Source organism: Saccharothrix algeriensis, from assembly GCF_016907655.1.
Lineage (GTDB): Bacteria > Actinomycetota > Actinomycetes > Mycobacteriales > Pseudonocardiaceae > Actinosynnema > Actinosynnema algeriense.
The window spans coordinates 4,742,815-4,761,911 of sequence record NZ_JAFBCL010000001.1; the positions used below are offsets into that span (position 1 = coordinate 4,742,815).

Below are 19,097 nucleotides of genomic sequence, written 5' to 3' on the forward strand. Positions count from 1 at the left end.
CGGCCCATCACGGCCCGCGCGCAGGTCAGGCGGTAGCGTTTGGCCATGACCGGATGCCCTACCGCCTCACCCGGCCGCCCTTTCGGCCGGGTGCTCGCCGCCATGGTGACCCCGTTCGACGCCTCCGGGGCGTTGGACCTGGACAAGGCGCAGCACCTCGCGAAGCACCTGGTCGAGCTCGGCAACGACGGTCTCGTGCTGAACGGAACCACCGGTGAGAGCCCGACCACCACCGATGCCGAGAAGGCGGACCTGATCCGCGCCGTCGTCGAGGCCGTCGGCGACCGCGCGACCGTGGTCGGCGGCGCCGGCACGTACGACACCGCCCACAGCGTGCACCTGGCGCGGCAGGCCGAGGCCGCCGGCGCGCACGGCCTGCTGGTGGTCACGCCGTACTACTCGCGTCCCAGCCAGGCGGGCGTCGAGGCGCACTTCCGCGCCGTCGCCGACGCCGTCGGGCTGCCCGTGATGCTCTACGACATCCCGCCCCGCTCGGTGGTCCCCATCCAGGTCGAGACGCTGCTGCGGCTGGCCGAGCACCCCCGGATCGCGGCGGTCAAGGACGCCAAGGGCGACCTGCTCGCGGGCAGCAAGGTGCTCGCGGCCACCGACCTGGCCTACTACTCCGGCGACGACCCGCTGAACCTGCCGTGGCTGTCGGTGGGCGCGGTCGGCTTCGTCAGCGTCATCGCGCACCTCGCGGCCGACCGGATGCGCGCCATGCTGGACGCGTTCGAGAGCGGCGACACCGCCCGCGCGACCGCCCTCCACCACGAGCTGCTGCCGCTGCTGCGGCCGTTCGACCGGATGCCCGGCGTCACCTACGCCAAGGCCGCGCTGCGCTTGACGGGCGTGGACGTGGGCGACCCGAGGCTTCCCCTGGTACCGGCAACAACCGACGAGATCGAGGCCGTGAAGGCCGAACTGGGAGTCAACGCGTGATCAACCCGAGCTCACCCCCGCCCGCACTGCCCGACGGAGGTCTGCGCGTCGTCGCACTGGGCGGCATCGGCGAGGTCGGCCGCAACATGACCGTGTTCGAACACGCCGGCCGGCTGCTGGTCGTGGACTGCGGCGTGCTGTTCCCCGAGGACGACCAGCCCGGCGTGGACCTGATCCTGCCGGACTTCCGCGCCATCGAGGAGCGCCTCGACGACATCGACGCCCTGGTCCTGACCCACGGGCACGAGGACCACATCGGAGCGGTGCCGTTCCTGCTCAAGCTGCGCCCCGACCTGCCCGTGGTGGGGTCGCGGTTCACGCTGGCGCTGCTCGCGGCCAAGTGCAGGGAGCACCGGCAGAACCCGGCGCTGGTCGAGATCTCCGACGGCGAGCGCCGCGCGTTCGGGCCGTACGAGCTGGAGTTCTTCGCGGTCAACCACTCGATCCCGGACGCGGTGGCGGTCGCCATCCGCACGTCGGCGGGCCTGGTGCTGCACACCGGCGACATCAAGCTGGACCAGTTGCCGCTGGACGGGCGGCTGACCGACCTGGCCGGGTTCTCCCGGCTGGGCGACGAGGGCGTGGACCTGTTCCTGGTCGACTCCACCAACGCCGAGGTGCCCGGTTTCGTGGCGCCCGAGCGGGAGATCGGCCCGGTGCTGGAGAACGTCATCCGCAAGGCCAACCAGCGGGTCATCGTGGCGTGCTTCGCCTCGCACGTGCACCGCGTGCAGCAGGTGCTGGACGTGGCCGTGCAGTACGGGCGGCGCGTGGCGCTGGTCGGGCGCTCGATGGTCCGCAACATGGGCATCGCGGCCGAGCTGGGCTTCCTGCACGTGCCCGACGGCCTGTTCGTGGACCTGAACGAGGCCATGGACCTGCCGGAGGACGAGGTCCTGTTCGTGTCGACGGGGTCGCAGGGCGAGCCGCTGTCGGCGCTGTCCCGCATGGCGCGCGGCGAGCACCGGCAGATCTCGATCAAGGCGGGCGACACCATCGTGCTGGCGTCGTCGCTGATCCCGGGCAACGAGAACGCGGTGTTCGGCGTGGTCAACGGCCTGGCGCGGCTCGGTGCGACGGTCGTCCACCAGGGCAACGCCAAGGTGCACGTGTCCGGCCACTCGCCGGCGGGCGAGCTGCTGTTCCTCTACAACGCGGTGCGGCCGTCGAACGTCATGCCGGTGCACGGCGAGTGGCGCCACCTGCGCGCCAACGCGGCGCTCGCGGTCGCCACGGGCGTGGCGGAGGAGCGGGTCGTGATCGCCGAGGACGGCGTCGTGGTGGACCTGGTCGACGGCAAGGCGGCGATCAGCGGCCGGGTCGAGGTGGGCCACGTGTACGTCGACGGGCTCTCGGTCGGCGACGTCGGCGAGTCGACCCTGTCCGACCGGCTGGTGCTGGGCGAGGGCGGCTTCATCGCGATCACGGTGGCCGTGGACTCCAACTCGGGCCGCGCGGTCGCCCCGCCGACCGTGTCCGGGCGCGGCTTCTCCGACGACCCGAAGGCGCTGGACCAGGCGGTGTCCCTGGTGGAGATGGAGCTGTCCCGCACCGAGGCCGAGGGCATCACCGACTCGCACCGCATCGCGCAGGCCGTGCGCCGCGTGGTGGGCCGCTGGGTCGCCGAGACCTACCGCCGCCGCCCCATGATCGTGCCCACCATCATCCCGGTGTGAACCGCACCTGAAACCCCGTCCGGGCTCGGCCGCTCCTTCGCCGGACCCGGGCGGGGTGGGGTTCGTGCGGTGGGGCTTTGCGGCGAAGCTCTTGTGGTGGGACTTCAGTGGCGGGCCCGTGCGGGTGGGGTCTGTGCGGTGAGTCTTTTGTGCTGGGGTTCGTGCGGCGGGCTTTTGTGGTAGTGCCTGCTCCGTGGGGCTTTTGCGGGGTGCGGGGCTGAGCGGTTCCCGGCTTGGCGGTACCGGATTCCCGTTGGCGGTCCCGGGTTCCCAGTGGTTCCGGGTCGCGTTTTCCGGCCCGGCAGTCCCGAATCCGACGGTCCCGAATCCGACGGTTTCCAGTTCGGCGGTCTCAGGTTCGGCGGTCGGAATTGTCGTACTCGCGTGCTTGAGTGTGTGTCGGGGGCGTTCGATCGCGGGGGACGCCTGCGGTCGCGTGCCCGGTGGTAGTTGGGCGCGTGCGGTCCGGCGGTCGGTGGGGGTCCGGGCGCGCGGGCTTGGAACACATGGCCTTGAAGCGCGTGGCCTTTAAGCGCATGGCTTTGAAGCGCGTGGGCTTGAAGCGCGTGGCTGAGTCGGTTCTCAGGCTTGGCGGCCGGAATTGTCGTACTCGCGTGGCAGAGTGAAAAACAGGGATCCCCTGGGAGGGGACGGCTGCGTTCGCCTGCCCGCTGCGGTTGCGTGTCCGGTGGTGGTTGGGCGCGTGCGGTTCGGCGGTCGGTGGGGTCCGGGCGCGCGTGCTTGGAGCGCGCGTGCTTGGAGCACGTGGCTGAGCGGTCCTCAGGCTTGGTTGTCGCTTCTCGTTGAACCTGGCGGGGCTGATGGGGGTTGACCTGCGGTCCGCCACTTGCGGCCTTTGCGCAGGCGGTTGGCCTGCCGGCCCCGGCGTTCCGGGATCGTGGCCGGGATGCCTCGTTCGCGCAGGTGGGCGCGGACGGCCCTGGTCGAGCAGTCCTTGTCCGCCGGAACGCGTGCGGGCCCGGTCACCGGGCGGCCCGGACCCGGCCGCCGGAACTCGACACCGGCCATGACTTGGACGAACCGTGTGCAGTCGTTGACGTTGCCGCCGGTCGGCACGACCGACAGGGGCCGGCCGTGGCCGTCGCAGGCGAGGTGGGTCCGCCGCGGGAGCGGCCGACGGCATGATCACCTGCTCGCTGTGGGTGGTTGTTCCGCCTGGGACCGTCCACAACCACTCACGACGACTTCGGCAGGTCCTAGGCTGCGTGCGGTGACCGATCAGATCCAGGGAATTGTGGCGAAGCTGCCGGACCTGGCGAACGTCACGGGTGTGTGGGCGGTGGCCGACGACCGTCTCGCGCAGGGCGACGCCGCCTTCGCCGCGGACCTCGGTATCGCCCTCGCCGAGGCGTACGGCGACAACGCCGGGCAGATGTGGCAGTACAGGAGTGTCTACAACCACCTGCTCCGGTTGCTGGCCACCACCGCCGGTCAGCAGAACATCACCCAGGCGCTGCGACTGGTTTCCTCCGTACGGGCCGACGGCAAGAAGCTGGACCGCTACACGGCCTCGTTGCTGGCCGCCAGCCACCCGGTGGACGATCTGGCTGTCGCATTCACCGGGGAGGCGGTAGAGGAATTGCGCGCCTGCCTGGTCCACGAGCTGGTGCTCAGGGGCATCGTCGTCACGGAAACGCCCGGGATCGCGGAGTGGGCGACGTCGCCACACTGGCGGTACCACCCGCTGGGCTGGTTGCCGCTGACACTGGCTGATGTAGAGGACAGCCCGGACATGCCGAGTTACAGCATTCACGGCGGCTCACACCCGCTGCCCCACGGCCCGGCCGGAAGCCGCGACACGACGATCGTGGCCGGGACCGGCGGGCCGCCGGCGCAGGAGACGACAACAGAGACCACAGCCACCGCCATGGCCCTGGCCGTGGCGAACTGGGCCGAAGAGTCGAACGGACGCATCGAAGCGCGCGTCTTCGACTTCGCCGAGCCCCTGGATGCCGGGTCCGTCCCGAACGCGCTGCTGACCTTGGGGCTGGAATGCCTGAACGGGGCGGGCGACAAGACCGCGCTCTCGGCGTCAGCCTGTGCGCCGACCCGGGTCTGGCAGCTGCTCTACGCCGCCGCGTCCACGGGAGGGGCCCACAACTCCGGCGTCCGGGGCGCCTACGGCCGCCTCGCGGCGTGGCAGTCCCTGGCTGGCCTCTCCTGCACTCCGCAAGGGGCCTCCTTCCGCGAGGTCGAAGCGCGCGTGGGGGAGTGCACCTGGCACGTCTTCGACGCCGACACGCAGTGGTTCCGCCGGGTGGCCTGGGACATCGGTGTGGCAGGCGTTGCTCCCGACCGGAGACGGCTGGCCGTGCTGGCCGCGACGGACACCGACTGAGCCCGTCATGGGCCGAATCCGCGAAGCAAGCCCGGACGACTTTGCCCCCGTGCGGGCGGCTGCCCTCGTCAGCGACATACCGCTCACGATCTGACCAGCGCGAACAGCCGCCCTACCCGCTACGACGCCGACGGTGACCCGCTCCAGCCCGAGTTCCGCGGCCAGGCGCAGGATTGCTTCGATCAGCAGGCCGCCGAGTCCACGCGGTCCTCCGGCACTGCACACAGGCACTGCACGTCACCGGATGTCCGTGAGAACGTCAGCGGCGTCGGCACACGCGCGGTGATCGCGACGAATCCCATCCCGATCACCTGGTCCTCGCGCGCCGGCACCAGGCACCTGTGCGTGGCCGCGTTCTCCCGCGCCCATGCGGCGAACCTACGTACGAACTCGCCGCGGTCGGCGCCGAAGTTCGAGCGGACAGCCGGCAGTCCCTCGGCCCGCCACTTCACCTGCGAACCCACCACGTGCACCGCCACTTCACGTGCGAAACCGCCAGTTCACCGGCGAATCGACATAGGCGGCCGGGATTGTCGTACTCGCGTGGCAGAGTGAAAAACAGGGATCCCCTGGGAGGGGACCGCTGCGTACGCCTGTCCGCGGGTGCGCAGGAGAGGCGGGCGCAGAAGAGGAGCGCTCGGGGCGGAAGGGCTGAAAGCGTCCTCGCCGAACCGGCGGGCACACAAGGGCGACGCAGAAGCCGAGAGCGGGGCGGCGTGCCATCCCGTACGGCTTGGCCGTGGACAACCGCCTGTGTCAAGGGAGATCGTCGCGGTGTCCTGCGTCCTGTGAACGCTCCGCAGGCTCCGTGTTCCCGGGACTCCGACGAGAATGCCGATCTCCCCTGGGCACAGGCGGTTCGCCGGCGCGCAGGCCGTACGGGGATGACACGACACCCAGGGGCGGGCGCGTGCGGCGACGAGGCCAGGGCTGGTTCGCCGCGCGGCGGGCGCGGGGGCGCTACTGGTGCGGGCGGGCCGGTTCGGTGGTGGGCAGGGGGTCCGCCACGGAGACGGGGCGGGCGCTGGCCGCCTGCACGACGGTGGCCCCGGCCAGCAGCACCGCCGCGCCGGCCACCTGCACGGCGTTGAGGGCCTCGCCGAGCAGCCACCACGCCAGCACGGTCGCCACGACGGGCTCCAGCAGGCCGATGACGCTCGCCGCCGACGACGGCAGGTGGCGCAGCGACAGGATGCCCGCCAGGTAGGGCACGGCCGTGGCCGCGACGGCCACCACCAGCACCAGGAGCCACGCCGGGCCGAGTTCGGTCCCCCGGCCCAGCGGGGCGTGCCACGGCGGGCTCAGCGCGGTCAGGACGGCCGCCCCCGCGAGCATCCCCACCGCCAGCACGCCGATCGGGTCGTGCCTGGCCGCCGCCCGCTCGCCCAGCAGGAAGTACGCCGCGGTGCACACCGCCGACCCCAGGCCGGCCAGCACGCCGAGCGCGTCGAGCTGCAGCGACCGCCACACCTCGCCGACGACCGCGAGCCCGAGCAGCGCCACCGCCATGCCCCACCAGACGGCGCCGGCCAGCCGCGTGCCGCGCACGAACCGCACCCACAGCGCCACCAGGACCGGCGCGGTGAACTCCAGCAGCATCGCGATGCCGACCGGGATGCGCGACGCGGACACGAGGAACAGCAGCGGCGCCCCGATCACGCCGAACAGGCCGTAGCCGACCAGCAGCGGCCAGTCGCCGCGGGTGAAGCGCAGCGCCCGCGGCCGGACCAGGGCGGCGAACGCCAGCAGCAGCACCGCCGAGACGCCGATGCGCGCGCTGGTGACCTGGAAGGGCGTCGCGCCCCCGGTCATCACCGGCTTGGCCAGCACGCCCGACATGCCGAACGCCAGCGACGACAGCACCGCCAGGAACAGCCCCCGAGCCTTCACGCGGCTTCCGGGCGCCACGGGCTGCTGCCGGTGGTGGGCCGCGTCGGGTCGTGGAACCTCGGTGCGTCCGGCTCGTCGGCGCGCAGCGGCACCAGGCCCGCGGTGATGGCCCGCATGATCCGCTCGTGCGCCCGCCGCGCGTCGCCGGCCCGCCCGTCGCGCAGGTCCGACAGGTCGACCGGCTCGCCGAAGTGGACCCGGAACGTCGGCCGCCGCCGCAGCCCGCGCAGGTACGAGGTCAGGTACGGCTTGAGGTCGTCCCACCCGGTGACCCGCGGGTTGCCCCAGCAGACGGCCTCGTGCGCGCCCCACTGGCTGACCGGGACCACCGGCACCCGGCCGCCGAGCGCCAGCCGGGCGGCGCCGGTCTTGCCGCGTTCCGGCCACAGCCCGGGGTCCTTGCTGATCCCGCCCTCCGGGTACACGGCGAGCGGGTCGCCGCTGTGCCGCAGCGCCTCCACCGCGCGGTGGTAAGCCTCGCCGACCGACGCCGACGCGCGGTCCACCCGCAGGTGGCCGCAGGCCCGCAGCACCGGGCCCATGACCGGCGCGTCGAGCAGCCCGCCCGCGAGCAGGAAGCGCGGCGCGACGCCGATCCGGTGGCAGGCCGCGATCAGGACGAACGGGTCGAGGTTGCCGATGTGGTTGGACGCGAGCAGCAGGGGACGGCCTTCGAGGTGCGCCGGGATGCCTCCGGTGACCCGGAGCCGTCCGCTGAGACCGACGAACCCTCGGTCGACGGTGGTCAGCACGCGCCACAGCAGTGGTGTGGACACAGCGGGGAAGGCTACGGCGTGTCGAGGTGTGGGCGCAGCCGGTTCCGGGCAACTATGGGCGGCAAGCGCCGCACGTCACGTCCCCTGTGACCGCTGTGGCTGGTGTGGATCAAGGGACTACCGTAGAAGCATGGCTGGCCGAACCGGTACCTCGCGCGGCAAGGGCACGACCCGGGGCTCCAAGGCCGGGTCGAAGCCGCGGGCCGCCGCGCCCAGAGCCAGGTCGCGGGCCACGCCGCGCAAGCCGCCGCCGCGCCGCCCCTCGGGCTCGGTCCGCCGGGTCTGGGGGCTGTTCGGCCGCGGTGTCGGCGGTGTCGTGCGCGCCGTCGGCCGGGGCAAGGAGTTGGACCCGGAGCACCGCCGGGACGGCCTGGGGCTGGTGCTGATCGCGCTCGCGGTGATCACCGCCGCGGGCGTGTGGTGGCAGGCGGGCGGCCCGGTGGGGCAGTGGGTCGACGTCGCGGTGCGCAGCTCGGTCGGCGCGCCCGCGATGATCGTGCCGCTGGTGCTGCTGGCCGTCGGCGTCACGCTGATGCGCACCGACCCCACGCCGGAGGCCCGCCCCCGCCTGGTGATCGGCGGTGCGCTGGTCGCGGTCGGCTTCCTGGGCATGTTCCACCTCGTCGGCGGGCTGCCCGCGGACCCGGTGGAGCGGCGCGGCGCGGGCGGCGCGCTCGGCTACCTGGCGGGCGGGTTCCTCGCGCAGGGCCTGACGCCGTGGGTCGCGGGCCCGCTGCTGGTGCTGGTCTTCGGCTACGGCCTGCTGGTGCTGGCGCACCTGCCGGTCCGCGAGCTGCCCGCCCGGCTGGCCGCGTTCGCGCACGGCCGCCGCACCGGTGACGAGCTGGCGGGCTTCGGCCCCGAGGAGGAGGTCTTCGCCGAGCAGGAGCCCGAGCCGGCCAAGCCGCGGCGGTCGCCCCGGCGCAAGCAGCCCGCCGCGCCGCCCGACGAGCAGCAGCCCGAGCTGCCGCTGGACGCCGAGGAGGAGCCGCCGCCCCCGCCCCCGCCGCCGGCGCGGCCGAGGGTCAAGCCGAAGGCCGCGGAGCCGGCCGAGGGCCCCCGGTCCGGCATGGTGGTGGTCCGCGCGGTGGAGGGCGACTACAAGCTGCCGCCGCCGACCGTCCTGAAGGACGGCGACGCCCCGAAGGCCCGCAGCAAGGCCAACGACCAGATGATCGAGGCCATCACCGGGGTGCTCGACCAGTTCTCGATCGACGCCCAGGTCACCGGGTTCACCCGCGGCCCGACGGTGACCCGGTACGAGGTGGAGCTGGGGCCGGGCGTGAAGGTCGAGAAGATCACCGCCCTGACCAAGAACATCGCCTACGCGGTGGCGACGGACAACGTGCGGCTGCTCGCGCCCATCCCCGGCAAGTCGGCGGTGGGCATCGAGGTGCCCAACAGCGACCGCGAGATGGTGCGGCTGGGCGACGTGCTGCGCGCGCCGTCCACGGTGCGGGACAACCACCCGATGGTTATCGGGCTGGGCAAGGACATCGAGGGCCACTTCGTCACCGCGAACCTGACCAAGATGCCGCACCTGCTGGTCGCGGGCTCCACCGGCTCGGGCAAGTCGAGCTTCGTCAACTCGATGCTGGTGTCCCTGCTGGCGCGGGCCACGCCGGACGAGGTCCGGATGATCCTGATCGACCCCAAGATGGTCGAGCTGACGCCGTACGAGGGCATCCCGCACCTGATCACGCCCATCATCACCCAGCCGAAGAAGGCCGCCGCCGCGCTGGCGTGGCTGGTGGAGGAGATGGAGCAGCGCTACCAGGACATGCAGGTCAACCGGGTGCGCCACATCGACGACTTCAACCGCAAGGTCCGCTCGGGCGAGATCGCCGCGCCGCCGGGCAGCGAGCGGGAGTACCGGCCCTACCCGTACATCATGGCGATCGTGGACGAGCTGGCCGACCTGATGATGACCGCGCCGCGCGACGTGGAGGACGCGATCGTGCGCATCACGCAGAAGGCGCGCGCGGCGGGCATCCACCTGGTGCTGGCCACGCAGCGGCCGTCGGTGGACGTGGTGACCGGCCTGATCAAGACGAACGTGCCGTCGCGGCTGGCGTTCGCCACGTCCTCGCTGACCGACTCGCGGGTCATCCTGGACCAGCCGGGCGCGGAGAAGCTGATCGGCATGGGCGACGGCCTGTACCTGCCGATGGGCGCGTCGAAGCCGGTGCGCATCCAGGGCGCGTTCGTCGGCGACGAGGAGATCGCCCAGATCGTCGAGTTCACCAAGGACCAGGCGCAGCCGGAGTACACCGACGGCGTCACGGCGGCGAAGGCGGGCGAGAAGAAGGAGGTCGACGCCGACATCGGCGACGACCTGGAGCTGCTGCTCCAGGCGGCGGAGCTGATCGTCACCTCGCAGTTCGGGTCGACGTCGATGCTCCAGCGCAAGCTGCGGGTCGGCTTCGCGAAGGCCGGGCGGCTGATGGACCTGCTGGAGACGCGCGGCGTGGTGGGCCCGTCGGAGGGCTCCAAGGCGCGCGAGGTGCTGATCAAGCCGGACGAGCTGGACTCGGTGGTGCACCTGATCCGGGGCGGCTCGGCCCCCGCGGAGCCGGTCGACGCCGACTGAGCGGCGGCCCTGGGCGCGCGGTCAGTTGGCCCCGAACTCGCGCACGGCCGCGTAGTACAGGTCGGCGGTGCGGTCGCACGCCCAGTTGCCGCCGCACTGGTGGTACAGGTCGGCCTTGAACAGGTCGTCGATGGCGAGCCGGGCGCCCTCGGTGAACCGGCTCTGCCGCTTGTAGTTGCGGTAGCCGAAGTCGTGGCGGTGGCAGGCGGGCCGGAACCGGAAGCCGAACGGGTTGTCCGGCGACCACGTGCAGCCGTCGGAGGACCAGTCGAGCTGGTCGGCGTGGGGCTGCCGGGCCCGGATCGCGCCGAAGTCGGCCAGGGGCGTGGCGAACAGGTACTCGTCGGTCACGGCCGGCGCGTCGACGGCGGCCTGCGCGGTGGTCGTGCCGGCGAGCAGGGCCAGCGAGGTCAGCAGGGCGGCGAGCGCGGTGCGCAGCGTGGTCACGGCGGAACCCCTCTGTGAAATGTCTGTGAAGAGGTTCATACCGGCTGGTCAGCGCGGTGCGACAGCCCCGATGGGCTCACGGCGGCGTAACACGGGGTGAACGTTCGACTACTCGGCGGGTGCGCGTGCCCGGCGGGCCGCGAACCCGCCGGGCACGGGCGTCCCGCCGCCGTCGCGGGCCGGGCGGGCGAGTCGAACCCCTCCGCACCGGCTCGGACCGCCCGGTCGCGGGCGGCGCCGGGCACAGCCGGCCAGGGCGCTCAGGAGTCGTCGCCCTGGTCGAGGAACCGCCGGATCGCGGGCTCGTCCGGGATCTCGGTCTCGTCGTCTATGAGACGTTCGGCGATCGGCAGGGGTTCCTCGGCCCACGCGGGGCGGAAGTCGCCGCCGGGCAGCAGGCCGTGCCGGCGGGCGAACTCCTCGGCGGCGTCGCGGATCGACTCGCGCAGCGTGCCCACGACGACGGTCTCGGCGGTGTAGGTCAGCTCGACCAGCAGCGCGCGGATCCGGTCGAGCTGGTCGTCCTGCTCGGACTCCTCGGCCAGCTGCGGCCACAGCCGGCGCTCGAAGACCTCGACGAAGTCGGCGGCGATGGCGTCGGTCGAGGTGCGCAGGTTCGCGAACTTGTCCAGCACGTCGTCGGCGGGCACGGACAGCAGCGCCAGCCGGTTGCCCGCCTCCAGCGCCCAGCGGCGGGTGTGCGGCCAGCCGCGCCGCCACCGCACCAGCCCGAGCTGGATGGCCCGGCGCAGCACCGCGGGGCGCACGTCACCGGTCGGCACCAGGCGGCTGATGTCGCGGACGCGCACCCGGACCCAGTCGTCGGGGCCCTCGGTGTCGCCGACGCCGAGCACGGCGGCGACGCTCGCGCCCTCCTCGCGGGCCTTCACCAGCTCCGCGATCGCCGGCAGCGAGAAGCCGCGGGCCTGCAGCCGCTGCACCAGCGTGAGCCGCTCGATGTGGGAGTCGTCGTAGAACGCCTGCCGGCCCTGCCGCTTGGGCGGGTGCAGCACGCCCTTGGTCTGGTACATGCGGATCGTGCTGCCGGGCAGCCCGACCCGGACCGCCAGCTCGTCGACCGTCAACTGCTCCACGCCGCCCATCCTCCCGGGGCGCGGCTAGTGGAGTCAACGTTGTGCGAGTCGTGGTTAGAAGAGTCAGAGGTGGAGCAGCATCCGGGAGTTGCCCAGGGTGTTCGGTTTCACGTAGGACAGGTCGAGGAACTCCGCCACGCCCTCGTCGGCCGACCGCATGATCTCCTCGTAGACCTCGGGCGAGACCGGTGTGCCGTCGATCTCCACGAACCCGTGGCGGCCGAAGAACTTCGTCTCGAAGGTCAGCACGAACACCCGCGACAGCTGCAGCTCCCGGGCGGTCTCCACCAGCCGCTGGACGAGCCGGTGCCCGATCCCGCGCCCCAGCGCGTGCGGCGCCACGGCGACGGTGCGGATCTCCGCCAGGTCCTCCCACAGGACGTGGAGGGCCCCGCACCCCAGCAGCGCGCCGCCCTCCTCGGCCACCCAGAACTCCTGGATGTCCTCGAACAGCGTGACCAGCGGCTTGGCCAGCAGCACCTGGCCCGCGTACTGGTCGATGAGGGCCTTCATGGCGCGCACGTCGCCGGCCCGGGCCCGCCGGACGTTGATCGGGTCGTTCACCGTGCCAACGTAACCCTCCGGAGCGGGCGGGGGGTCCTCGGCGCGGCGCTCGCCACCGGCCGAAGGCCCCTCCGGCCGGCGGCCGAAGCGGTCCCGACCCGCTGACGTCGGGTGGCGCCCCGTCCGCCGGTTACCCTGAGCCCCGTGTCTTCCCCCACCACGTCCAAGCGCGTCGCCATGCTGACCCTCGGGTGCGCCCGCAACGAAGTCGACTCCGAGGAGCTGGCCGGCCGGCTCACCGCGGGCGGCTGGGAGCTGGTGGACGACGAGGCCGACGTGATCGTGGTCAACACCTGCGGTTTCGTCGAGTCGGCCAAGAAGGACTCCGTCGACACCCTGCTCGCCGCCGCCGACAGCGGCGCGAAGGTCGTCGCCGTCGGGTGCATGGCCGAGCGGTACGGCGCGGAGCTGGCCGACAGCCTGCCCGAGGCGGACGCGGTGCTCGGGTTCGACCACTACGAGAACCTCGCCGACCGCCTGTCCGAGGTGGTCGCCGGCCGCAGCATCGAGTCGCACAAGCCGGTCGACCGCCGCACCCTGCTCCCGCTCACGCCCGTGCAGCGGCCCAAGGCCGCCGAAGAGGTCCAGGTGCCCGGCCACGGCTGGGGGCCGCGCGTGCTGCGCACCCGCCTGGCGGACGCGCCCGTCGCCCCCCTGAAGATCGCCTCCGGCTGCGACCGGCGGTGCTCGTTCTGCGCCATCCCGAGCTTCCGCGGCGCGTTCGTGTCCCGCCACCCGGACGAGGTGGTGGCCGAGGCGGTGTGGCTGGCCGAGCAGGGCGTCCGGGAGGTGTTCCTGGTCAGCGAGAACTCCACCTCCTACGCCAAGGACCTGCCGCGCGAGCTGGGCGGCCTGGAGAACCTGCTGGAGCGCCTGGCGCGGGTCGTCGACCGGGTCCGCGTCTCCTACCTCCAGCCCGCCGAGACCAAGCCCTCGCTGGTCCGGGCGATCGCGACCACGCCCAACGTCGCCCAGTACTTCGACATGTCCTTCCAGCACTCCAGCGAGCCCGTGCTGCGCCGGATGCGCCGGTTCGGGTCCACCGAGTCGTTCCTCGACCTGATCCGGCGGATCCGCGAGCTGGCGCCGCGGGCCGGCATCCGCAGCAACGTGATCGTCGGCTTCCCCGGCGAGACCGAGGAGGACGTGGCCGAGCTGGAGCGCTTCCTCACCGAGGCGCGCCTGGACGCGGTGGGCGTGTTCGGCTACTCCGACGAGGACGGCACCGAGGCCGAGGCGCTGTCGGGCAAGCTCGACGCCGACACCGTCGCCGAGCGCGTCGCGCGGATCTCGGGCCTGGTGGAGCAGCTGACCGCCCAGCGCGCCGAGGACCGCGTCGGCGAGGAGGTCGTCGTCCTGGTCGAGACCGAGGAGGACGACGAGAACGACTGCGTCGGCCGCGCCGCCCACCAGGCGCCCGAGGTCGACGGCGAGTGCGTGGTCGCCAACGCCGACGGCCTGCGCGCCGGCGACCTGGTGCGCTGCCGGGTCGACGCCGCGGAGGGCGTGGACCTGGTGGTCACCGCGATCGAGGTGCTCCCGAGGTGACCGAACCCGCGCGCGTGCCGGTGCTGAACATCGCCAACGTGCTGACGATGTCCCGGCTGGCGCTCGTGCCGGTGTTCCTCTACCTGCTGTTCGCCGAGGACGGTCGCGACCACCTGTGGCGGCTGGCGGCGTTCGCGGTGTTCGCCGTCGCGTCGGTGACCGACCACGTGGACGGCAACCTCGCCCGCAAGCTCGGCCTGATCACCGACTTCGGCAAGATCGCCGACCCGATCGCCGACAAGGCGCTCACCGGGGCGGCGCTGGTCGGGCTGAGCGCGCTGGGCGAGCTGCCGTGGTGGATCACCGTCGTCATCGCGGCGCGCGAGCTGGGCGTCACGCTGCTGCGGTTCTGGGTGATCCGGCACGGGGTGATCCCGGCCAGCCGGGGCGGCAAGGCGAAGACCCTCGTGCAGGTCCTGGCCATCGGGCTCTACCTGCTGCCGCTGCCGGCGGGCCTGGAGGTGGTGGCGGTGGTCTCGATGTACGCGGCGGTCGCGCTGACCGTCGTGACGGGCGTCGACTACGTGGTCCGCGCGCTGCGGCTGCGGGCGCGCGGCAGGCGGGCGGTGGCGGGGGCGTGAGCCGGTCGGAGCGGGCCGCCGACGCGGCGGACGAGCGGGCCGCCCGGGTCGTCGCCGCGCTGGCCGGGCGCGGGGAGACCGTCGCCGCGGCCGAGTCGCTGACCGCCGGCCTCGTCACCGCCGCGATCACGCGGATCGCCGGCTCCAGCGCCGTGCTGCGCGGCGGCCTCGTGGTCTACGCGACGGACCTGAAGGCGTCCCTCGCGGGCGTGGACGCCGCCCTGCTGGCCGAGCACGGCGCGGTGCACCCCGAGGTGGCCCGGCAGCTCGCCGAGGGCGCGCGGGCGCGCTGCGGGGCGACCTGGGGCCTGGGCCTGACCGGGGTGGCCGGGCCGGACCCGCAGGACGGCGCGGCGCCGGGCACCGTCCACCTCGGGTTGGCCGGTCCGACCGGCCCGGTGGTCCGGACGGTCACCCTCGGTGGTGGTCGTCACGAAGTCCGCGCGGGTTCCGTCGCCGCCGCCCTCGACCTGCTGCTGGAGCACCTCGGCGGGCGCGCCCCGTGAGCTGATCAGGGGTATTCCGGGCGACGCCGCCACGGAGCGCGGGAACTTACCGGCGAGTTCACTCGTTCGCCCTGGGCGGACGTGTCGGGAAGTCACTGCCCGTCGACGGGACGGGTCGGTAACGTGGTGGCACGGCCGGCCGGAAGGAGGCGCGCGATGACCGTGCTGCTACGCGAGGCGATCGGCGATCGGCTCCGCCATGCCCGCACCACCCAACGCCGCACGCTGCGCGAGGTCTCCAGGACCGCCCGCGTCAGCCTGGGGTACCTCTCCGAGGTGGAGCGTGGCCGCAAGGAGGCGTCCAGCGAGCTGCTGGCCGCAATCTGCGAGGCGTTGGACCTGCCCCTGTCGGAACTGCTCCACCTGGTCGCCTCCGACATCGGCGCCGTGACGCAGCCGGTGCCCAGCCCGGCCGAGCTGGCCGAGCGGGCGCAGCCCGCCGCGCCGAGCCTGGAAGGCGGCAGCCTGCTGCCCGCGGTGATCGGCAACGACCTGTCCGACCTGCGGCTCCAGCCGGTGCTGGCGCACCGGCTCACCTCGTCGATCGGCGAGCCGCGCGGCGCCGTGGTGGCGGCATAACCCCAGCAGTGCCACACCGAAGCCGAGCCGGGCCACCGGCTCGGCTTCGCTGGCGTGGGCGGGCGGGACGTGTCCGCCGGCACATCGCAACGAGTTGGCAACCGCCCGCGGGGTCGCCGCGTCCACCCCTGCGCGGAGCAGGCAGGATGAGCCGCGACACCGAAGTTTCAGGGGTGACTCAGGGTGAACCCCGATATCTCCCCAGGTCGGTGGAAGCAGCACCGGACAACTGACACGATGGAACCAACACCGGCACCGGGTCGTTGCCGATCACGAGCGCGAGCCAGGGAAGTGCGGAGAAGGCAGGCGTAGGAGATGGCCAACCCTTTCGTGAAGGCATGGAAGTACTTCATGGCGGCTTTTTCGTCCAAGATCGACGAGCACGCCGACCCGAAGGTGCAGATCCAGCAGGCCATCGAGGAGGCGCAGCGGCAGCACCAGGCGCTGTCGCAGCAGGCCGCCGCGGTGATCGGCAACCAGCGGCAGCTGGAGATGAAGCTCAACCGCCAGCTCGGTGAGGTCGAGAAGCTCCAGGCGTCCGCACGCCAGGCGCTCGTGCTCGCCGACGAGGCGCGGGCCAAGGGCGACGAGCAGCGCGCCGCCGAGTTCGAGAACGCCGCCACCTCGTTCGCGACCCAGCTGGTGACCGCCGAGCAGGGCATCGAGGACCTCAAGACCCTGCACGACCAGTCGCTGCAGGCGGCGTCGCAGGCCAAGCAGGCCGTCGAGCGCAACGCGATGGTGCTGCAGCAGAAGCTCGCCGAGCGGACCAAGCTGCTCAGCCAGCTGGAGCAGGCGAAGATGCAGGAGCAGGTCTCCGCCTCGCTGCGCCAGATGACCGAGCTGGCCGCGCCCAGCAACACGCCGTCGCTGGAGGAGGTCCGCGACAAGATCGAGAAGCGGTACACCACCGCCCTCGGGTCGGCGGAGCTGGCGCAGAACTCCGTGCAGGGCCGGATGCTGGAGGTCCAGCAGTCGACCACCCAGATGGCCGGCTCGTCGCGGCTGGAGCAGATCCGCGCGTCCATGCAGGGCGGCAAGGTCGCCGGCGAGGTGACCACCGGCAAGCCCGGCAGCGCGTCGGCGAGCATCCAGCAGGAGATCCAGCAGCGCGTGCAGCAGGCCCAGGGCACCCCCCAGCAGAACCCGCCCGCGAGCCAGGGCTGAGAGCGGTGTCCGCGATGGATCATCCGAGGATGGATCCCCGGCGGAAGGCGGCCGGCGAGATCGCGCAGTTCGTCGGCGGCCAGCTCCAAGGGCAACTCGCGGACCAGGTCAAGCGGCGGCTCGCCGCCTGGAACGACCCGCGCGCGAAACTCGACCGGCGCTACCGCCGGTCGAGCCGCGTGCTGACGTTCTGGCTGATCGTGCTGGCGATCCTGGCCGTGGTCGGTGCGCTGACCCTGGTCGGGGCGCTGCCGGTGGCGGCGGGCGTCGCGGCGGCGGCGGGTCTGGCCGGCACGGGCGTGCTGGCGGTGCGCACGAAGGGCCGGATGCGCGAGATCGACGCGGCCCGGCAGGGCCTCGCCCCGGCCCCCGTCCACGTCCCGCTCCCGCCGCGCGCCTCGGCGGCCCGGCAGCCGATGGAGCGCCTGGCGGACGCGGAGGACACCCTGCGCGAGCTGCTGCGCCAGCTCGACTCGGCGGCGCTGACGTCGGTGCCGGCGGAGTCGGTCGCGCAGGCGCGGGCCACCGGGGCGGAGGCGGTGTCAGCGATCCGCGCCGTGTCCCACCAGCTGCAGGCCGTGGAGCGCGCCCGCGACACCGCGCCGCCCCTGGACCGGGGCCCGCTGGTCGAGGGCGTCCGCCGGTTGCGGGTCCAGCTGGAGGAAGGCGTGGACGGCTACTGCGCCCTGGTCGCGGCGGCCGGGCGGGTGCTGGCCGAGAGCACGGCGTCCAACCCGCGCCAGGTGCTGGGCGAGGCGACGGACCACCTGGCCGGCCTGGCGTCGGCGCTGCGCGACCTGTCGCCGTGGACCTGACCGGCGCGGTCGGGTAGGCGAGCCCGCGCGCTCCCCTCCGCCCCCGCCCGGCGGGTGAGCGGGGCTTAGCCGCGCGGGCGCGTCGGGGTGGTCGTCGCGGTCCGCGGGCGGCGCCGGCCCCCAGGGCCATCCGCAGGAATACACAATGGATCACGTTGGGTAGCGGCGCTGCCCTGCAGTGCTCTCCGGTCTGGTAATTATTGCTGCGATCGTGTGATTATCAGACCGTTATCTGGCCTTGGCCACTACATGGCGTGGCAGGATCCCGTCGTCGGACAGGGGCGTTCGGCCAGGTCGCCGGGGAGGGCATTGAGTGGCGTTGTGGACCGTGCACGGCGATGGGCGCACCACCGACGGTGACGCCGTCAGTCCGCAGGAGCGGCTGAGCTGGCCGCTCACGGTCGGCTTCGGCGCCCAGCACCTGGTGGCCATGGTCGGCGCCACGATCCTCGTGCCCGCCACCACCGGCCTGCCGGTCGGCACCACGCTGCTGTTCTCCGGCGTCGGCACCCTGCTGTTCCTGGTCATCACCCGCAACCGCGTGCCCGGCTACCTGGGCGCGTCGTTCGCCTTCGTCGCCCCGCTCGAAGCCGCCCGCGGCGAGGGCGTCGCCGCCCAGCTCGGCGGCGTGGTGGCCGCCGGCCTGCTGGTGATCATCATCGGCGTCGCGGTGAAGGCCCTGGGCGTCCGGCTGCTGGAGGCCGTCATGCCACCGGTGGTCACCGGGGCGGTCGTGATCCTGATCGGGCTCAACCTGTCGCACCGGGCCGCCACGTCGTTCTCCGCGCAGCCGCTGCTCGCCGTCGTCACGATGGGGATCATCCTGCTGTGCGGCGTCCTGGGGCGCCGGCTGTTCTTCCGGCTCTCCGTGCTGCTCGGCGTCGTGGTGGGGTGGGCGCTGGGGTTCGCCCTCGGCGTCGTGGACACCGGGGCCGTCGCGGGCGCCGCCTGGCTCGGCCTGCCCGACTTCCACGCCCCCGAGCTGCGCCCCGCGGTCACGCTCCTGGTCCTGCCGGTCGTCATCGTGCTGGTCGCCGAGAACGTCGGCCACGTCAAGGCCGTCGCCGGCCTCACCGGGCGCAACCTCGACGGCAGCGTGGGCGACTCGATCATCGCCAACGGCCTGTCCACGGCCCTGGCCGGGTTCGGCGGCGGGTCGGGCACCTCCACCTACTCCGAGAACATCGGCGTGATGGGGGTGACCAGGGTGTACTCCACCGCCGCCTACGCGGTGACCGGCGCGCTGGCGGTGCTGCTGGCGTTCTCGCCGAAGGCCACGGCCGCGCTGGGCTCGGTCCCGCCCGGTGTGGTCGGCGGCGCGACGCTGGTCCTGCTGGGGCTGATCACCCTGGTCGGCGTGCGGATCTGGATGGACAACCGGGTCGACCTCGCCAACCCCGGCAACGCCCTGGTCGGCGGCGCGGCGCTGGTGGCGGGCGTCGGCGACCTGACGCTGCGGCTCGGCGAGCTGGAGCTGGGCGGCCTGGTCTGGGGCTCGCTGCTGGTCGTGATCCTGCACCCGGTGATGCGCTGGCTGCGCGCCGCGCGCCGGTGAGCGGCGCC

The 19,097-nt window shown here is 73.1% G+C and carries 17 protein-coding genes and 1 pseudogene; 11 read left to right on the forward strand and 7 right to left on the reverse strand.

Going from position 1 to position 19,097, the window contains the following annotated elements; translation table 11 throughout:
* Positions 1 to 45 precede the first annotated feature (45 nt).
* Positions 46 to 942 carry a 4-hydroxy-tetrahydrodipicolinate synthase gene (gene dapA / locus JOE68_RS21745; RefSeq protein WP_204844132.1) on the forward strand — a complete coding sequence of 299 codons (897 nt, stop codon included), beginning with the start codon at positions 46 to 48 and terminating at the stop codon, positions 940 to 942.
* Positions 939 to 2,618 carry a ribonuclease J gene (locus JOE68_RS21750; protein ID WP_204844133.1) on the forward strand — a complete coding sequence of 560 codons (1,680 nt, stop codon included), beginning with the start codon at positions 939 to 941 and terminating at the stop codon, positions 2,616 to 2,618. Before dapA ends, JOE68_RS21750 begins: the two co-directional genes overlap by 4 nt.
* Positions 2,619 to 3,398: 780 nt before the next feature.
* Here JOE68_RS21750 and JOE68_RS32470 read toward each other — a convergent pair.
* Positions 3,399 to 3,728 (reverse strand): annotated as a pseudogene (locus JOE68_RS32470) (transposase); the annotation flags it as partial.
* A 121-nt stretch (positions 3,729 to 3,849) separates the two neighbouring features.
* On the opposite strand from JOE68_RS32470, the gene JOE68_RS21760 reads away from it, so the two are divergent.
* On the forward strand, positions 3,850 to 4,977 hold the full coding sequence (locus JOE68_RS21760) for a DUF6183 family protein (protein ID WP_204844134.1): 1,128 nt from the start codon (positions 3,850 to 3,852) through the stop codon (positions 4,975 to 4,977).
* A 182-nt stretch (positions 4,978 to 5,159) separates the two neighbouring features.
* Here the strand turns inward: JOE68_RS21760 and JOE68_RS21765 are convergent, their stop codons facing one another.
* The 3 genes from JOE68_RS21765 to JOE68_RS21775 form a co-directional block, all read right to left on the reverse strand.
* The gene (locus JOE68_RS21765) at positions 5,160 to 5,441 is read right to left on the reverse strand and encodes a hypothetical protein (RefSeq protein WP_204844135.1); all 282 of its coding nucleotides are present in this window, start codon (positions 5,439 to 5,441) and stop codon (positions 5,160 to 5,162) included.
* Positions 5,442 to 5,937: 496 nt separating this feature from the next.
* Positions 5,938 to 6,867 (reverse strand): EamA family transporter, encoded by a 930-nt coding sequence (locus JOE68_RS21770; protein WP_307819800.1) that lies wholly within the window; start codon positions 6,865 to 6,867, stop codon positions 5,938 to 5,940.
* Positions 6,864 to 7,643 carry a lysophospholipid acyltransferase family protein gene (locus JOE68_RS21775; protein ID WP_204844136.1) on the reverse strand — a complete coding sequence of 260 codons (780 nt, stop codon included), beginning with the start codon at positions 7,641 to 7,643 and terminating at the stop codon, positions 6,864 to 6,866. The genes JOE68_RS21770 and JOE68_RS21775 overlap by 4 nt, the downstream gene beginning before the upstream one ends.
* Before the next feature lie 130 nt (positions 7,644 to 7,773).
* Between JOE68_RS21775 and JOE68_RS21780 the strand changes: the two genes are divergently transcribed.
* Entirely contained in the window at positions 7,774 to 10,233 is a 2,460-nt protein-coding gene (locus JOE68_RS21780) for a DNA translocase FtsK (protein WP_204844137.1), read from the forward strand.
* Positions 10,234 to 10,254: 21 nt separating this feature from the next.
* Here JOE68_RS21780 and JOE68_RS21785 read toward each other — a convergent pair whose 3' ends face one another.
* The 3 genes from JOE68_RS21785 to JOE68_RS21795 form a co-directional block, all read right to left on the reverse strand.
* Positions 10,255 to 10,680, reverse strand: a complete 426-nt coding sequence (locus JOE68_RS21785) for a phospholipase (RefSeq protein ID WP_307819801.1) — start codon at positions 10,678 to 10,680, stop codon at positions 10,255 to 10,257.
* A 260-nt stretch (positions 10,681 to 10,940) separates the two neighbouring features.
* Positions 10,941 to 11,783 carry a MerR family transcriptional regulator gene (locus tag JOE68_RS21790; protein WP_204844139.1) on the reverse strand — a complete coding sequence of 281 codons (843 nt, stop codon included), beginning with the start codon at positions 11,781 to 11,783 and terminating at the stop codon, positions 10,941 to 10,943.
* A 54-nt stretch (positions 11,784 to 11,837) separates the two neighbouring features.
* Positions 11,838 to 12,338 carry an amino-acid N-acetyltransferase gene (locus JOE68_RS21795; protein ID WP_204844140.1) on the reverse strand — a complete coding sequence of 167 codons (501 nt, stop codon included), beginning with the start codon at positions 12,336 to 12,338 and terminating at the stop codon, positions 11,838 to 11,840.
* Between the two features lie 144 nt (positions 12,339 to 12,482).
* Between JOE68_RS21795 and rimO the strand changes: the two genes are divergently transcribed.
* The 7 genes from rimO to JOE68_RS21830 all read left to right on the forward strand — a co-directional run bounded on the left by rimO (position 12,483) and on the right by JOE68_RS21830 (position 19,089).
* Positions 12,483 to 13,886 carry a 30S ribosomal protein S12 methylthiotransferase RimO gene (rimO, locus tag JOE68_RS21800; RefSeq protein WP_372443328.1) on the forward strand — a complete coding sequence of 468 codons (1,404 nt, stop codon included), beginning with the start codon at positions 12,483 to 12,485 and terminating at the stop codon, positions 13,884 to 13,886.
* Between the two features lie 47 nt (positions 13,887 to 13,933).
* Positions 13,934 to 14,467 carry a CDP-diacylglycerol--glycerol-3-phosphate 3-phosphatidyltransferase gene (gene pgsA, locus JOE68_RS21805; protein ID WP_239564552.1) on the forward strand — a complete coding sequence of 178 codons (534 nt, stop codon included), beginning with the start codon at positions 13,934 to 13,936 and terminating at the stop codon, positions 14,465 to 14,467.
* The gene (locus JOE68_RS21810) at positions 14,464 to 14,973 is read left to right on the forward strand and encodes a CinA family protein (protein ID WP_204844142.1); all 510 of its coding nucleotides are present in this window, start codon (positions 14,464 to 14,466) and stop codon (positions 14,971 to 14,973) included. Before pgsA ends, JOE68_RS21810 begins: the two co-directional genes overlap by 4 nt.
* 156 nt (positions 14,974 to 15,129) lie before the next feature.
* Positions 15,130 to 15,552: a helix-turn-helix domain-containing protein gene (locus JOE68_RS21815; RefSeq protein WP_204844143.1), complete on the forward strand. Its 423-nt coding sequence runs from the start codon at positions 15,130 to 15,132 to the stop codon at positions 15,550 to 15,552.
* A 315-nt stretch (positions 15,553 to 15,867) separates the two neighbouring features.
* Entirely contained in the window at positions 15,868 to 16,719 is an 852-nt protein-coding gene (locus tag JOE68_RS21820; protein WP_204844144.1) for a PspA/IM30 family protein, read from the forward strand.
* A 29-nt stretch (positions 16,720 to 16,748) separates the two neighbouring features.
* Entirely contained in the window at positions 16,749 to 17,534 is a 786-nt protein-coding gene (gene pspM, locus JOE68_RS21825) for a phage shock envelope stress response protein PspM (RefSeq protein WP_239562314.1), read from the forward strand.
* Positions 17,535 to 17,847: 313 nt separating this feature from the next.
* A complete protein-coding gene (locus tag JOE68_RS21830; protein WP_204844146.1) occupies positions 17,848 to 19,089 on the forward strand; it encodes a uracil-xanthine permease family protein in 1,242 nt (413 codons plus the stop codon).
* The last annotated feature ends 8 nt before the right edge of the window (positions 19,090 to 19,097 follow it).

Excerpts from the sequence above, each read along its gene's own strand:
- JOE68_RS21820 (WP_204844144.1), top strand. The coding sequence starts at position 15,868 with ATGGCCAACCCTTTCGTGAAGGCATGGAAGTACTTCATGGCGGCTTTT.
- dapA (WP_204844132.1), top strand. The coding sequence starts at position 46 with ATGACCGGATGCCCTACCGCCTCACCCGGCCGCCCTTTCGGCCGGGTG.
- JOE68_RS21780 (WP_204844137.1), top strand. The coding sequence starts at position 7,774 with ATGGCTGGCCGAACCGGTACCTCGCGCGGCAAGGGCACGACCCGGGGC.
- pgsA (WP_239564552.1), top strand. The coding sequence starts at position 13,934 with ATGTCCCGGCTGGCGCTCGTGCCGGTGTTCCTCTACCTGCTGTTCGCC.
- JOE68_RS21815 (WP_204844143.1), top strand. The coding sequence starts at position 15,130 with ATGACCGTGCTGCTACGCGAGGCGATCGGCGATCGGCTCCGCCATGCC.
- JOE68_RS21790 (WP_204844139.1), bottom strand. The coding sequence starts at position 11,783 with ATGGGCGGCGTGGAGCAGTTGACGGTCGACGAGCTGGCGGTCCGGGTC.
- pspM (WP_239562314.1), top strand. The coding sequence starts at position 16,749 with ATGGATCCCCGGCGGAAGGCGGCCGGCGAGATCGCGCAGTTCGTCGGC.